This window comes from Pseudomonas sp. SED1 (assembly GCF_034044025.1).
Lineage (GTDB): Bacteria > Pseudomonadota > Gammaproteobacteria > Pseudomonadales > Pseudomonadaceae > Aquipseudomonas.
In genome coordinates this window covers 1-14,299 of sequence record NZ_JAXCIS010000161.1, presented here as the reverse complement: position 1 = coordinate 14,299, position 14,299 = coordinate 1, and the positions used below count along the sequence as shown (strand labels likewise).

Genomic DNA, 14,299 nt, shown 5'->3' with positions numbered 1-14,299 from the left:
CCTTCAGAGATATCGTTAAAGGATATTGGAGTAATCCGCCTCGATCCGATCCAGGCTCAAATGGTTGAGGAAATTGGAGAAACACATCCACGCCGCCAACGCATTCATGTCACGGAACTGATCCGGCAGGTATTTGGGCGGTACCACCAGGCCTTCATCCACCAGTTGGCGCAGGGTACGCATGTCTTCCAGGGTGGTCTTGCCGCAGAACAGCAGCGGCACTTGCTCCAGTTTGCCTTTGCGCACGGCCAACTGAATGTAGTTGTAAACCATGATAAAGCCCTTCAGGTAGGACAAATCCTTGGTAAACGGCAGACCCGTAGGCGTCGACCCACGGAAAACCCGGCTGGCGTTGCCGTAGCTTTCCGCCATTTCAAAGCCCTGCTCGCGGAAGAATTCGAACACCTGCAGGAAATCGGCCCCCTGCTCCACCATATGGATGGCGCGGGTGCGGTTGGTCAGCTTGCGCAGGCGGCTGGGGTAGGAGGCGAAGGTGATGATTTCCATCAGGATCGCCAGGCCTTCCTGGGTCACTGTCGACGAGGGCGGGCCCTTGGACAGGAAGGTGCAGATCGGCTGGTTCTGGCCATTGAGGGTAGTGCCCACATGCACCAGGCCTTCATGAACTTCCAGGGCGCGCACGTCTCGGTCGTTGAACATCGCGTCGGCGCGGATCTTGATGTAGTCGGCGCCTGCCGCCGCATCCGCCACGATACCGTCAGACTCGAACACTCGAATGGTTTCCTCGGCCTCGCCGAATACCTTGTTCAGGCGGCTTTGCAGCAGGCCGACGGCGTCCTTGGCGGTGAGGGTCTTGGCTTCGTCCTTGAGGTCGCCACGGCCGTCGATATTGTTCAGGTAGTCCGACATCATCAGGCCGAGGTCGGCCAGGGTCGGGTCACCGGCGTGGAACGCATCGGAGGCGGCGCCGTACAGTTCCTGGGAAATCAGGCCGAAATCCTCGGTGCCGCGCGCTTCGAGCATGCGCACCACCATCCGGTATTCCTTGCACATGCGCCGCATGATCTGCCCGACCGGGTTGAACTGGCCCAGCTGGCGGGTGATGTCACGCTCGATGTTCTGGAACTCCAGCTTCACCGCGCTGGAATCGAACGACAGTGGCCGATTCAGGTAGTAATCGCGGTCCACCGCCGGCATTTCCTTGCCCTTGGCCTTGAGAAATCCCTGGCGGATATTCTCGTCCCACTTCACGGCGTCGAGGACGCGAATCGGTGTTTGCGCCAGCACAATGCGATCGGACAAGGTGCGTATCGTCTGCTGGTAATCGTCCACCCGGTACTTCCTCTTTAAACGTTATTTGCCCGCGCGCTGGTAGCGCACGGCTTCGACGAACACGTCAGCATTGGCCGGGTCATCCAGGTAGGCAAACACCTGGGCCATGGGGCTGTTGATCAATACGCCGTCGCCTTCGACGGTTTCGACAGTGCTGCCGCCAAGGACTTTCTGGCCGACAGCCTGGTGGATCTGGTCCAGGTCGAGGTTGTAGACCACCAATTCGTGTTCATCGTTGAGCTCGAAGCCTGCCAGGATGAAATGCCCGCCAAACTTGGCCGGCAGCGGCGCCGACAAATACCAGCGGCTGCCATGGCGGGAAACCGTGAATAGGTATTCATCACGTTGGCCCGGCTGGGCTTTAGGGTAGCTCACGGCTTTGTAGCGATGTTCGCCCACGCGGCTGATCTGCAGGTTGAGCGGCTCGCCCCAGGCATTTTTGCTGGCCCATTTGCCCAGCAGGGCCTCAGGCGCCGCCTCACTGGCCGGCAACGGATCCTTGAACGTCACCAGGCAACCGCTGAGCAACAGGAACGACAAGGCGATCACAACGACACGCCAGGCTTTCATTGAACACTCCCCTGTGTCAGACCGAAGCCAACACCAAATGCATGTAACGCTTGAGGATCTCAAGCATTTCTTCGCTGGTCAGAGGCTCTGCACCGCCCAGCAGGCCCTGATATTCCATCCGACCGATAATCGCCGTCAACACTTTGGCATCCTGTTGCGGCTCGCGCGAACCCAATACCTGGAAAAACTGGCAAGTACCCTGCAGCAGGATTTGTTGGTGAGAACGCACCAACTCGGCCAGGCGCGGGTTCAGCAGCGCTTCCTGGCGAAACGCCTGCTCGGCCATCAGGTGCTCGCGGCGGTTGAGCAATTGGCGTTGCACGTAATCGGCGGTCAGGCGCGCGATGTCGTCGGCCAGTTGCGAGCGCGACTGCGGACTGCCGTCGCCGTAAGCGACCATCTCCCGCAGCAGCCCTTCATTACGCACCCATAACTTGCCCATGAACGCCGCGCTGCGCTCCACGTATTGAGCGAAGGTGTCGGTGAGCAGGTCGTCGATGTCCTTGAAGTAATAGGTAGTGGCCGATAATGGCACGCCGGCCTCTGCCGCCACCGCACGATGACGCACGGCGCGCACGCCTTCACGCACCACGATGCGCATCGCCGCATCGAGAATGTCCTGCCGACGTTGCTCACTGCCCCGGCGACTGGCCTTGCGGCCCTGGTACTGAACACTTTCAGCCACGGCAGCGGCAATGCCGGCGGCACCCTTTTGAGCCATTACGCGGTTCACGACGGATCTTCCTTTCAGGGTGACGCGGAGCGTCACGGGCTGCGTCCCCACGCAGAGCGTGGGGACGATCATCTGGCGCTGTTAGCTTGACGCTTAAATACGCCACATAAAAAAGCCGCCTTATAAAAGGCGGCTTCGGATTTCGCTACGGTTACGCTTGTGGCCGCATGTGCGGGAACAAGATCACGTCACGGATCGACGGCGAGTTGGTCAACAACATCACCAACCGGTCGATGCCGATGCCTTCACCGGCCGTTGGCGGCATGCCGTATTCCAGGGCACGAACGAAGTCGGCGTCGTAGTGCATCGCCTCGTCGTCGCCGGCGTCCTTGTCGGCCACCTGGGCCATGAAGCGCTCGGCCTGGTCTTCTGCGTCGTTCAGCTCGGAGTAGGCGTTGGCGATTTCACGGCCGCCGATGAACAGCTCGAAACGGTCGGTAACGTTCGGGTTGTCATCGTTGCGACGGGCCAGCGGCGACACTTCGAACGGGTACTGGGTAATGAAGTGCGGCTGTTCCAGCTTGTGCTCAACCAGCTCTTCGAAAATCATCACCTGCAATTTGCCCAGACCTTCAAAGCCCAGCACCTTGGCGCCGGCTTTCTTGGCGATGGCACGGGCCTTGTCGATGTCGGTCAGGTCGTCAGCGGTCAGCTCAGGGTTGTACTTGAGGATCGAATCGAACACCGACAGGCGCACGAACGGCTCGCCGAAGTGGAATACCTTGTCGCCGTACGGCACGTCGGTGGAACCCAGGACCAACTGCGCCAGTTCGCGGAACAGTTCTTCGGTCAGGTCCATGTTGTCTTCGTAGTCGGCGTAAGCCTGGTAGAACTCCAACATGGTGAATTCAGGGTTGTGACGAGTCGAAACGCCTTCGTTACGGAAGTTGCGGTTGATCTCGAACACTTTCTCGAAGCCGCCAACCACCAGGCGCTTGAGGTACAGCTCCGGCGCGATACGCAGGAACATTTCCAGGTCCAGCGCATTGTGGTGGGTTTCAAAAGGCTTGGCTGCGGCACCACCGGGGATGGTTTGCAGCATCGGCGTTTCGACTTCCAGGAAGTCACGCGCCATCAGGAAGCTGCGGATGTGCGCGATCACTTGCGAGCGTACGCGGAACGTCTGGCGCACTTCTTCGTTGACGATCAGGTCAACGTAGCGCTGGCGGTAGCGCTGTTCGGTGTCGGTCAGGCCGTGGTGCTTGTCCGGCAGCGGGCGCAGCGACTTGGTCAGCAGGCGCACGTTGGTCATCTCAACGTACAGGTCGCCCTTGCCGGAACGGGCCAGGGTGCCTTCGGCTGCAATGATGTCGCCCATGTCCCAGGTTTTCACCGAGGCCAGGGTTTCTTCAGACAGGGTTTTGCGGTTGACGTAGACCTGAATGCGACCGGTCATGTCCTGGATCACCATGAACGAGCCACGGTTAAGCATGATGCGACCTGCCACCTTGACCGGGATCGCAGCCTCTGCCAGCTCTTCCTTGGTCTTGTCCGCGTACTGTTTCTGCAAGGCATCGCAGTAGTTTTCGCGGCGGAAGTCGTTGGGGAAGGCATTGCCCTTGGCGCGCTCGGCAGCAAGCTTTTCCTTGCGCAGGGCGATCAGGGAGTTTTCTTCCTGTTGCAGGGCTTGCGGGTCGAGTTGTTGGTCGCTCATGTCTTTTGAAATTCCATCACGGGTACGTTTTCCCCAACCTTCGGTTGGGGATCGCGAGCAAGCTCGCTCCTACAGGGGGTTACAGGCCAGATTTCAGGCTGGCTTCCAGGTATTCGTCGATATCACCGTCGAGCACCTTGTCGCAGTCGCTGCGTTCGATGTTGGTACGCAGATCCTTGATCCGCGACGCATCGAGCACGTACGAGCGGATCTGGTGACCCCAGCCGATATCCGACTTGGTGTCTTCCAGCGCCTGGGACGCGGCGTTACGTTTCTGCATTTCCTGCTCGTACAACTTGGCCCGCAGCATTTTCATGGCGGTGTCCTTGTTCGCGTGCTGGGAACGTTCGTTCTGACAGCTGACCACGGTGTTGGTCGGTACGTGGGTAATACGTACGGCCGAGTCGGTGGTGTTTACGTGCTGACCACCGGCACCGGAGGAACGGTAGGTGTCGATGCGCAGGTCTGCCGGGTTGATCTCGATTTCCACCTTGTCGTCGATCTCTGGCGAGACGAAAACAGCGGAGAACGAGGTGTGGCGACGGTTGCCGGAGTCGAACGGGCTCTTGCGCACCAGGCGGTGAACACCGATCTCGGTACGCAGCCAGCCAAAGGCGTATTCGCCCTTGATGTGCACGGTCGCGCCCTTGATGCCAGCCACTTCACCGGCCGACAGCTCCATGATGGTCGCGTCGAAACCGCGTTTGTCAGCCCAGCGCAAGTACATGCGCAACAGGATGTTGGCCCAGTCCTGGGCTTCGGTGCCGCCGGAACCGGCCTGGATATCCAGGTAGGCGTTGTTCGGGTCCATTTCATGGCTGAACATGCGGCGGAATTCGAGTTTGGCGAGGTTTTCCTCGAGACGGGCCAGCTCGGCGACGATATCGCCCACTGCGCCTTCGTCGTCTTCTTCGACGGCCATGTCCAACAGGTCGCGGCAATCGCCCAGACCGGTGTTCAGCTCGTCGAGGGTCTCGACGATCTGCGCCAGCGCAGCGCGCTCGCGGCCCAGTTCCTGGGCGTATTCAGGTTTGTTCCAGACAGCCGGATCTTCAAGCTCGCGATTGACTTCGGTCAGACGCTCATGCTTTTGATCGTAGTCAAAGATACCCCCGAATAGTTTCGGAGCGCTCGGACAGGTCCTTGATGGTGTTAAGGATCGGGTTGATTTCCATGGCGGGCAGCACTCGTTGGCGAACTTTTGAAAGCCGAAGAGTATAACGACAAACGGGCGGGAGCGGCAGCCCGCTTGGTCGATTGTGCTATGTGACACTTGCCTGGAGCTGCGAGCGCCCACCTGTGGCGAGGGGGCTTGTCCCCCGTTGGGCTGCGAAGCGGCCCCAATACAGGCTATGGAGTTCTAACTGAGAGAACGCGGTGTTCTTAAATGGGGCTGCTACGCAGCCCAACGGGGGACAAGCCCCCTCGCCACAACAGCCCCTCAAGCACAAAGTGAGTGGCAGGAATTACTCGATCCCCACCTGATTACGCCCATTGTGCTTGGCCAGGTACAAGCCCTTGTCCGCCGCCGAGATCAACTGCCGGCAATCGGTGCCCTGTACCGGGGTCATGGTGGCCAAACCAATACTGATGGTCAGGCTCGAGCCTTCCGCCGGGGCAATGTGCGGGATTTTCAGGCCCGCCACCGCCTGGCGCAGTTTCTCGGCCACCAGCCGCGCACCGCCCGGCGAGGTGTTGGGCAGCACCAGGGCAAACTCTTCACCGCCGTAACGCGCCGGCAAATCCGAGGGACGGCTGCTGGCATCACGAATGGCCGCAGCCACCTTGCGCAACGCTTCATCGCCTTCCAGGTGACCAAAGCTGTCGTTGTAGGTCTTGAAGAAGTCCACGTCGATCATCAACAGCGAGAGCTGGGTCTGGTCACGCATGGCACGCCGCCACTCCAGCTCCAGGTACTCGTCGAAATGCCGGCGATTGGACAGCCCGGTCAGGCCGTCGGAGTTCATCAGCCGTTGCAGCACCAGGTTGGTGTCCAGCAACTGCTGCTGGCTGACCCGCAGCGCACGGTACGCCGCGTCCCGCTGCAGCAGGGTCATGTAGGAGCGCGAGTGGTAACGGATACGCGCCACCAGCTCGATGTTATCCGGCAGCTTGACCAGGTAATCGTTGGCACCGGCGGCAAACGCCGCGCTCTTGATCAGCGGGTCTTCCTTGGTGGAAAGCACGATGATCGGGATGTTCTGCGTCGCCGGATGATTACGGTATTCGCGCACCAGGGTCAGGCCGTCGAGCCCCGGCATTACCAGGTCCTGCAGGATCACCGTCGGTTTGATACGGATCGCCTGGGCAATGGCCTGGTGCGGGTCGGCGCAAAAATGGAAGTCGATGTTGTCTTCATGGGCCAGGCCCCGGCGTACGGCTTCGCCGATCATTGCCTGGTCGTCGACGAGCAACACCATGGCGGCGTTTTCGTCGGTCTTGAAGTCGTCGAGCTGTAAATCATTCATTTGCAGTCACCTGAATTACTACCTGCAGGCCAGGACAGCGTGTGATATCGGTCATTTTGCGAATACCTCCAGCAATCGTGGCGCAATTCTGTCCAGTGGGCGAATTTCAACAGCCGCATCGATCGCCGCTGCCGCTTTGGGCATGCCGTAAACCGCACAGCTTTGCTGGTCCTGCGCGATGGTCAGGTAGCCTTGCTGACGCATCGTTTTAAGTCCCTGGGCGCCATCACGGCCCATCCCCGTCAGCAGCACGCCGACGGCATCACCGTTCCAGTAACTGGCAACGCTTTCGAAAAACACGTCGATGGACGGCCGATAAATCTCGTTCACCGGCTCTGCGGTGTAGGCCAGCGTGCCGTTCTTCAGCAGCCGAATATGATGATTGGTGCCCGCCAGCAACACCACGCCGCTTTGGGGCGGCTCGCCTTCCCGGGCCAGGCGCACCGGCAAGCCCGAGGCGCTGCTCAGCCATTCAGCCATGCCGGCGGCGAACACCTGGTCCACATGCTGCACCAACACAATGGCCGGCGAAAAGTCCCGGGGCAAGCCCTTGAGCAGGGATTCCAGGGCAGCCGGGCCACCTGCAGACGAACCAATGGCCACCAGGCTCTGGCGTTTGCCCATGGTTCGCTGGGGCGCAGGCTCGGCCCGCACACGGCTGCCACGCTGGCCGATCAGCCAGCCGATGTTGAGGATCTTGCGCAGTAGCGGCGCCGCGGCGTCCTTCGGGTTACCCACACCCAGCGCGGGGGTGTCGACCACGTCGAGGGCGCCATGGCCCATGGCTTCAAACACGCGGCTGACGTTGGCCTGGCGATCAACGGTGACAATCAGGATCGCGCAGGGCGTCTCGGCCATGATCTGCCGGGTGGCTTCCACGCCGTCCATCAAAGGCATGATCAGGTCCATCAGAATCAGGTCGGGCGTCAGCTCGGCGCAGCGCTGCACCGCCTCCAGGCCATTGTTGGCAACCCACACCACCTCATGGGCCGGCTCAAGACTCAGCGCCCGGCGCAAGGCTTCCACAGCCATGGGCATGTCATTGACGATCGCAATCCTCATGCCCGGGCTCCTCCAATCAGCTCTACCACCGCGTCCAACAACGCGTCGTCATGGAAGCTGGCCTTGGCTAGATAATAGTCGGCGCCGGCGTCCAGTCCACGGCGGCGGTCTTCTTCCCGATCTTTGTAGGAAACAACCATCACCGGCAGGGATTGCAGGCGAGTATCACGGCGCAAGAGTGTGACCAATTCAATACCGTCCATGCGAGGCATATCAATGTCAGTGATCAACAGGTCAAAGTCTTCGGAGCGCAGCGCGTTCCAGCCATCCATGCCATCGACCGCCACGGCTACTTCGTAACCGCGATTAAGTAACAGTTTGCGTTGCAGCTCGCGCACGGTCAGTGAGTCATCCACCACCAGAATACGCTTGCGCGCTGCTTCCTGGGTTTGCTGGGTACGCCGGGCGATGCGCTCCAGACGACCGGTATTGAGCAGCTTGTCCACTGAACGCAGCATGTCTTCAACGTCGACGATCAACACCACCGAGCCGTCATCGAGCAGGGCACCGGCGGAGATGTCCTGGACCTTGCCCAGCCGGTCATCCAGGGGCAGCACCACCAGCGTGCGCTCGCCGATAAAACGCTCCACGGCAATCCCGTAGACGGCATCGCGCTCGCGGATCACCACGACCTTGAGGGTTTCCTGATTGCCCTGCCCGGGCGGGCGCTGCAGCAACTGGCTGGCGGCGACCAGGCCGACATGCCGGCCTTCGTGCCAGAAATGCTGGCGACCTTCCAGTTGCACAATGTCGTCGGGGGCCAGGTCACACATACGTTCGATGTGAGCCAGCGGGAAGGCGTAGGCCTCTTCACCGACCTCCACCACCAGGCTGCGCACCACCGACAGGGTCAACGGCACTTCAAGATGGAAGCGACTGCCCTGCCCCGCCGTTTGCTCCAGCACCACCGCGCCGCGCAACTGGCGAACCATATGCTGTACCGCATCCAGACCGACACCGCGGCCCGAAACCTCGGTGACCTTGTCCCGCAGGCTGAAGCCCGGCAGGAACAGAAACGTCAGCAGCTCCTCTTCGCTCAAGCGCAGGGCGGTTTCCAGCGGCGACAAATGCCGGTCGACGATGGTGCCGCGCAGGCGTTCCAGGTCGACACCGTTGCCGTCGTCACTCAGTTCCAGCACCAGCAGGCCGGCCTGGTGGGACGCTCGCAGGCGGATCAAGCCTTCGGCGGGTTTGCCCGCCAGCAGGCGTTGCTCGGGCATTTCGATGCCGTGGTCGACGGCATTGCGTAATAAATGGGTGAGCGGCGCTTCGAGTTTTTCCAACACGTCGCGGTCGACCTGGGTCTTCTCGCCTTCGATTTCCAGGCGCACCTGTTTACCGAGGCTGCGGCCCAAATCCCGAACCATGCGCACCTGCCCGGCCAGTACATCGGCAAACGGCCGCATGCGGCACGCCAGCGCGGTGTCGTACAAGACTTGGGCGCGCTGCCCGGCCTGCCAGCCGAACTCATCGATTTCGGCGGTTTTTTCCGCGAGCAACGTCTGGGCTTCGCTCAACAGGCGGCGGGTGTCGGCCAGGGCTTCCTGGGCTTCCAGGCTCAGCTCAACGGTCTTGAGGTGGCCGTCAAGGTTATCCAGGGCCCGGACACTGTTGCTCTGGATGCGCTTGAGACGTTGCAAACTGGCGAGATATGGCTTGAGCCGCTGGGTTTCCACCAGGGATTTGCTGGACAGGTCCAACAGGCTGTTCAAGCGTTCGGCAGTGACCCGCAATACGCGCTCGCCGCCTTCGGTCATGCGTTTGTTCTGGCGTGGCTGTTCGGCACTGACGGGCGGCGCGGGTTCGGGCTCCGGCGGCAGGGTCAGCAGTGCTTCCATCGACAATTCAGGTTCTGGGGCAGGTGCCAGCGTTGGCGTTGGCGCAACGGGCGGTGCGACTTTTTGCGACGGGTCGAGCAAACGCTCCATCAGCGCCACGTAGGACTCGATGTCCGCTGCGCCCACGGTGTTGCCCGGCGTGGCGATGCGCATCAGCAAATCGGTGCCTTGCAGCAGTGCGTCGATATGTTCCGGCAGCAGGTACAGCCGGCTTTCCTGGGCGCTGACCAGGCAATCTTCCATCACGTGGGCGACGCTGACACCGGCGTCCACCCCGACAATCCGCGCCGCGCCCTTCAAAGAATGGGCGGCGCGCATGCAGGCTTCGAGTTGGTCGGCCTGGGTCGGGTTGCGCTCCAGGGCCAGCAGACCGGCACTGAGCACCTGGGTCTGGGCGTCGGCTTCCAGGCTGAACAGTTCCAGCAGCGAGGCATCGCGCATCTGGTCGGGGGTCATGTGAGGCTCCGGGTCACGGCAGACAACAATTGCGCCTCGTCCAGCCAGCGCAGGCTTCGGCCTTTCCACTGCAACACGCCTTGGGTATAGCGGGCGCTGGCCTGGGTGCCAGAAGCAGAAGCCGCGTTCAAAGTGCGTTCATCAATGGCATGGATGCCGTCCACTTCGTCCACCGGCACCACCACCGGGCCGTCCTGCGCCGCGATGATCAGCATGCGCGGCATGATTCGCCCGCCACTGGGGCCGCTGCTGGCGCCGTCCAGCCCGAGCAATTCCACCAGGGACAGGCACGCCACCAGCGCGCCGCGCACATTGGCCACGCCCAACAGGGCGCGTGAACGCTGATGTGGCAAGGAGTGAATTGGTTGCAGCGGTGCCACTTCCACCAGGCAGCGGGTGGCGATGCCCAGCCACTCTTCGCCGAGGCGGAACATCAACAGCGAACGGGTGACTACATCGCCTTCGACTTGCGGCGCCGCTACGGGACGATGATCGTCCTGCTGCAAGGCGTAGCGGTCGAGCAGGCGCGTGGCGGCGGCGGAATACACCGAGCAGTTGCGACAGTGGATGTGTTCGGCCAGCAACGGGCAAGACTTGTCGCCGTGGATGCCGATGCGGTTCCAGCAGTCGTCGATGGCTTGGGTGTCGGCCAGGGCCAGGTTCAGCGCGGTATCCAGGGTCATTGTTTACGCTCACTGCGGGCGGCACGGGCCTGCAAACGCCGGGCACCGGCGACATCGCCCTGGGATTCGAGCAACGCGGCCAGGTGCATCAAGGCCTGCGGGTGCTGGGGCTCCAGGTACAAGGCTTTTCGATAATAACCCTGGGCTTCCAGGGCGCTGCCGGCCACATCGCTGAGCAGGCCCAGCCAATAAAACACCTGGGCTGCTGGCGGGTGAGTTTGCAGATAACGCTCGCAGGCGGCGCGGGCCTCAAGGCTTTTGCCTTCATTGGCCAGGGTTGCGATCTGGCTGAGCAGATCGGCAGCGTCCGAATGCGGGGGCGGCGGTTTGATCGCAACGACGGGTTGAGCGCTGATCGTGCTGAACGGCCGGGGCTTGGTCGGGATAGGCGCGGCACTGCGCTGGGGGATCGGCGCAGGCATCGGCACAAATACCGGTTCCGGCGCAGGCTCAGCGTGACGACTGAAGGCAAACGACTGCGGCACACCAATCGAGCGCATGCCCAGGCGCCCCAGCAGGCTGCCTTCGGCAGGCCCGATAAACAGCACGCCGTCGACGTGGGTCAGGCCCTTGAGCACTTCAAACACCTGCTTCTGGGTTGGCTGGTCGAAGTAGATCAGCAGGTTGCGGCAGAACACGAAATCGTAGGTGGGCTCGTTGGCCAGCAGCGTGGGGTCCAGCAGGTTGCCCACTTGCAGGCGCACTTGTTCGCGCACGCGGTCGGCAATTCGGTAGCCGTCGGTTTGCTCGGTGAAGTGGCGATCGCGGAACTCGATGTCCTGGCCGCGAAACGAATTCTTGCCGTACACCCCGCGGCGGGCGCGCTCCACCGACAGCGGGCTGACGTCCATGCCTTGCACCTTGAACTGATGCGGCGCCAGCCCGACGTCGAGCAAGGCCATGGCGATCGAATAGGGTTCTTCGCCGGTGGAACATGGCAGGCTGAGGATCCGCAGGGCGCGCATGTGCTTGATTTCAGCCAGACGTGCGACCGCCAGCCGGCCCAATGTGGCGAAGGACTCGGGGTAACGGAAAAACCAGGTTTCGGGGACGATCACCGCTTCGATCAGCGCTTGCTGTTCGTCGGTCGAGACCAACAACTGCTGCCAGTATTGATCTGCGGTCTGCGCATTCATTGACTGGCTGCGTTGGCGCACGGCACGCTCGATAATCGCTTCGCCCACCGAGGCCACATCGAGGCCGATGCGTTCTTTCAGGAAGTCGAAGAAGCGTTGATCACTGCTCATCAACCCTCCTCGCCGGCGGCAAACAGCAGCGCCTGCACATCAGCCGTCAGCAGGTCGGCCACGCCTATCCACTGCATCAAGCCACGCTCGTCTTCGCGCACCGGGCCCAGGTAGCGTGCCTGGCGGTTGTCCAGGCCGTAGGGCTGGAACTCTGCAGGATCACAGCGCAAGGTGTCGGTGGCTTGTTCGAGGATCAGCCCCAGCCAGCGCGCCGGAGCCAGTGCATCCGGCTGATAGTTGACCAGTACCAGGCGCGTACTGGTGCGCGCCTGAGCCGGCGTGCCGAAGGTCAAGGCACTGAGGTCGATCACCGGCACCATCGCCCCGCGATGGGCAAAGATCCCGGCGACCCACACAGGCGCATGGGCAATGGGCTTGAGCGGCAGGCGCGGCAGTACCTCGGCCACTTCCGTGGCCTTGAGGGCATAGCGTTCATTGCCGATGTGAAACACCAGAAACAGTGCTTTTTTCACTGCCGCAACGGCACCGCGTTTAGCCGCGAGGTCGCTCATCAGACTTTAAAACGCGACACGCCGCTGCGCAGGCCGACCGCGACCTGGCTCAGCTCGTCAATGGCAAAACTGGCCTGGCGCAGGGACTCTACGGTCTGGCTGCTGGCATCACCCAACTGCACCAGCGCATGGTTGATCTGCTCGGCGCCGGTGGCCTGGGCCTGCATCCCTTCGTTGACCATCAACACCCGCGGCGCCAGGGCCTGCACTTGATGGATGATCTGCGACAATTGCTCGCCCACTTGCTGCACCTCGAACATGCCACGGCGCACTTCTTCGGAGAATTTGTCCATGCCCATCACCCCGGCCGACACTGCCGACTGGATCTCGCGCACCATCTGCTCGATGTCATACGTAGCGACGGCGGTCTGATCGGCCAGACGCCGCACTTCGGTGGCCACCACGGCAAAACCGCGACCGTATTCACCGGCCTTCTCGGCCTCGATGGCGGCATTGAGGGACAGCAGGTTGGTCTGGTCGGCAACCTTGACGATGGTCACGACCACCTGATTGATGTTGCCGGCCTTCTCATTGAGGATCGCCAGCTTGGCGTTCACCAGGTCGGCCGCGCCCATCACCGAGTGCATGGTTTCTTCCATGCGTGCCAGGCCTTGCTGGCCGGAGCCGGCGGCCACCGAGGCCTGGTCGGCAGCGGTGGAGACTTCGGTCATGGTGCGGACCAGGTCCTTGGACGTGGCGGCGATTTCCCGGGAAGTAGCGCCGATCTCGGTGGTCGTCGCGGCGGTTTCTGTGGCGGTGGCCTGCTGCTGCTTGGAGGTGGCAGCAATCTCGGTGACCGAGGTGGTGACCTGGACCGAGGAGCGCTGTGCCTGGGATACCAGGGCAGTGAGCTCGGTCATCATGTCGTTGAAGCCGGTTTCCACCGCGCCGAATTCGTCTTTGCGTTCCAGGTTCAGGCGTTTGCTCAGGTCACCGGTGCGCATGATTTCGAGGATGTCGACGATGCGTTTCATCGGCGCCATGATCGCGCGCATCAGCAGCAGGCCACAGAGACCGGCGGCGAGGATCGCGAGGATCAGTGAGACGCCCATGCTGATTTTTGCAGCGGACACCGCGTCGTCGATAGCGTTGGTGGCGCGGTCGGCGACGTTTTTGTTTTCGGTGATGATGTCGTTGAGCTTCTTGCGGCCTGCGGTCCAGGTCGGGGTCAGCTCTTCGTCGAACACTTTGCGGGCGGCGGCGACGTCATTGCGTTGCAGATTGTCCGTTACGGTGGCCAATGCCTTGTTGTAGGCCTGGTGCAGGGCTTCGAATTTATCGAACTCGGCCTGATCATCAGCGCCGTTGATGGTTGCCTTGTAATTGGCCATCTGCGTGAGGATGCGCGCTTCGTAGGACTTGTAGTCGGCCTTGTCGGCGTCGGTGAGCACCTTGTCTTTGCGCAGGCCGATGATGTCGAGGGTGTCGAGGTAACTGTCGACCCAGGCGCTGCGGATCATGGAGCTTAGGTAGACCCCGGGGACTGCGTCGTCGCGAACTGACTCTTCGCCAGCCTCGATCTTCAACAGGCGTGAATACGAGACCACTACCATCAGCAACATGATCGCGATGATGACCGCAAAGCTTGCCAATATCCGTTGGCGCAAGGTCCAGTTCTTCACAGTAATTCCTCGAGGGCCATTCAAATGGAGGGGAGTATAGCTGAGCGGGTGCCATCATTAATCAACGGGTTGTGGGATCTGGGTCACACGGGGGGGGGGAGTTTTTTGGGGGGGGGCATATCCGTTGCTGCGGTAACGGCGGCTTAGGGTTCCGCCCTTAC

12 protein-coding genes are annotated in these 14,299 nt (G+C 61.6%); all 12 read right to left on the bottom strand.

All coding sequences use genetic code 11. The annotated features are described in order from the left end of the window. Positions 1-15: 15 nt before the first annotated feature. The 12 genes from SNL23_RS20620 to SNL23_RS20565 all read right to left on the bottom strand — a co-directional run bounded on the left by SNL23_RS20620 (position 16) and on the right by SNL23_RS20565 (position 14,138). Positions 16-1,293 carry a flavohemoglobin expression-modulating QEGLA motif protein gene (locus SNL23_RS20620; protein WP_076017484.1) on the bottom strand — a complete coding sequence of 426 codons (1,278 nt, stop codon included), beginning with the start codon at positions 1,291-1,293 and terminating at the stop codon, positions 16-18. Between the two features lie 21 nt (positions 1,294-1,314). Further along, positions 1,315-1,863: a hypothetical protein gene (locus SNL23_RS20615; protein ID WP_318303308.1), complete on the bottom strand. Its 549-nt coding sequence runs from the start codon at positions 1,861-1,863 to the stop codon at positions 1,315-1,317. A 16-nt stretch (positions 1,864-1,879) separates the two neighbouring features. Then, positions 1,880-2,596, bottom strand: a complete 717-nt coding sequence (locus SNL23_RS20610) for a TetR/AcrR family transcriptional regulator (RefSeq protein WP_023659125.1) — start codon at positions 2,594-2,596, stop codon at positions 1,880-1,882. 151 nt (positions 2,597-2,747) lie between these two features. After that, positions 2,748-4,250 carry a lysine--tRNA ligase gene (lysS, locus tag SNL23_RS20605; protein WP_076017487.1) on the bottom strand — a complete coding sequence of 501 codons (1,503 nt, stop codon included), beginning with the start codon at positions 4,248-4,250 and terminating at the stop codon, positions 2,748-2,750. A 79-nt stretch (positions 4,251-4,329) separates the two neighbouring features. Beyond that, a protein-coding gene (gene prfB, locus SNL23_RS20600; RefSeq protein ID WP_141099662.1) for a peptide chain release factor 2 occupies positions 4,330-5,425 on the bottom strand; the annotation gives its coding sequence in 2 pieces (ribosomal slippage) (positions 4,330-5,352 and positions 5,354-5,425; 1,095 coding nt in all). A 291-nt stretch (positions 5,426-5,716) separates the two neighbouring features. Next, entirely contained in the window at positions 5,717-6,718 is a 1,002-nt protein-coding gene (locus SNL23_RS20595; protein ID WP_076017488.1) for a response regulator, read from the bottom strand. A gap of 51 nt (positions 6,719-6,769) precedes the next feature. Continuing rightward, positions 6,770-7,780 (bottom strand): chemotaxis response regulator protein-glutamate methylesterase, encoded by a 1,011-nt coding sequence (locus tag SNL23_RS20590; RefSeq protein ID WP_076017489.1) that lies wholly within the window; start codon positions 7,778-7,780, stop codon positions 6,770-6,772. After that, entirely contained in the window at positions 7,777-10,074 is a 2,298-nt protein-coding gene (locus SNL23_RS20585) for a hybrid sensor histidine kinase/response regulator (protein WP_318303304.1), read from the bottom strand. Before SNL23_RS20585 ends, SNL23_RS20590 begins: the two co-directional genes overlap by 4 nt. Further along, the gene (locus SNL23_RS20580) at positions 10,071-10,757 is read right to left on the bottom strand and encodes a chemotaxis protein CheW (protein ID WP_076017491.1); all 687 of its coding nucleotides are present in this window, start codon (positions 10,755-10,757) and stop codon (positions 10,071-10,073) included. The genes SNL23_RS20585 and SNL23_RS20580 overlap by 4 nt, the downstream gene beginning before the upstream one ends. Then, positions 10,754-12,004, bottom strand: coding sequence for a CheR family methyltransferase (locus SNL23_RS20575; protein WP_076017492.1), 1,251 nt, complete (start codon positions 12,002-12,004; stop codon positions 10,754-10,756). Before SNL23_RS20575 ends, SNL23_RS20580 begins: the two co-directional genes overlap by 4 nt. Next, entirely contained in the window at positions 12,004-12,516 is a 513-nt protein-coding gene (locus SNL23_RS20570; protein WP_076017493.1) for a chemotaxis protein CheW, read from the bottom strand. The genes SNL23_RS20575 and SNL23_RS20570 overlap by 1 nt, the downstream gene beginning before the upstream one ends. After that, on the bottom strand, positions 12,516-14,138 hold the full coding sequence (locus SNL23_RS20565) for a methyl-accepting chemotaxis protein (protein ID WP_076017494.1): 1,623 nt from the start codon (positions 14,136-14,138) through the stop codon (positions 12,516-12,518). The genes SNL23_RS20570 and SNL23_RS20565 overlap by 1 nt, the downstream gene beginning before the upstream one ends. Positions 14,139-14,299: the final 161 nt, after the last annotated feature.

Bases quoted from the DNA above. Each gene is read 5' to 3' on its own strand.
- SNL23_RS20615 (WP_318303308.1), bottom strand. From the start codon at position 1,863: ATGAAAGCCTGGCGTGTCGTTGTGATCGCCTTGTCGTTCCTGTTGCTC.
- SNL23_RS20570 (WP_076017493.1), bottom strand. From the start codon at position 12,516: ATGAGCGACCTCGCGGCTAAACGCGGTGCCGTTGCGGCAGTGAAAAAA.
- SNL23_RS20585 (WP_318303304.1), bottom strand. From the start codon at position 10,074: ATGACCCCCGACCAGATGCGCGATGCCTCGCTGCTGGAACTGTTCAGC.
- lysS (WP_076017487.1), bottom strand. From the start codon at position 4,250: ATGAGCGACCAACAACTCGACCCGCAAGCCCTGCAACAGGAAGAAAAC.
- SNL23_RS20595 (WP_076017488.1), bottom strand. From the start codon at position 6,718: ATGAATGATTTACAGCTCGACGACTTCAAGACCGACGAAAACGCCGCC.
- SNL23_RS20590 (WP_076017489.1), bottom strand. From the start codon at position 7,780: ATGAGGATTGCGATCGTCAATGACATGCCCATGGCTGTGGAAGCCTTG.
- SNL23_RS20575 (WP_076017492.1), bottom strand. From the start codon at position 12,004: ATGAGCAGTGATCAACGCTTCTTCGACTTCCTGAAAGAACGCATCGGC.
- SNL23_RS20580 (WP_076017491.1), bottom strand. From the start codon at position 10,757: ATGACCCTGGATACCGCGCTGAACCTGGCCCTGGCCGACACCCAAGCC.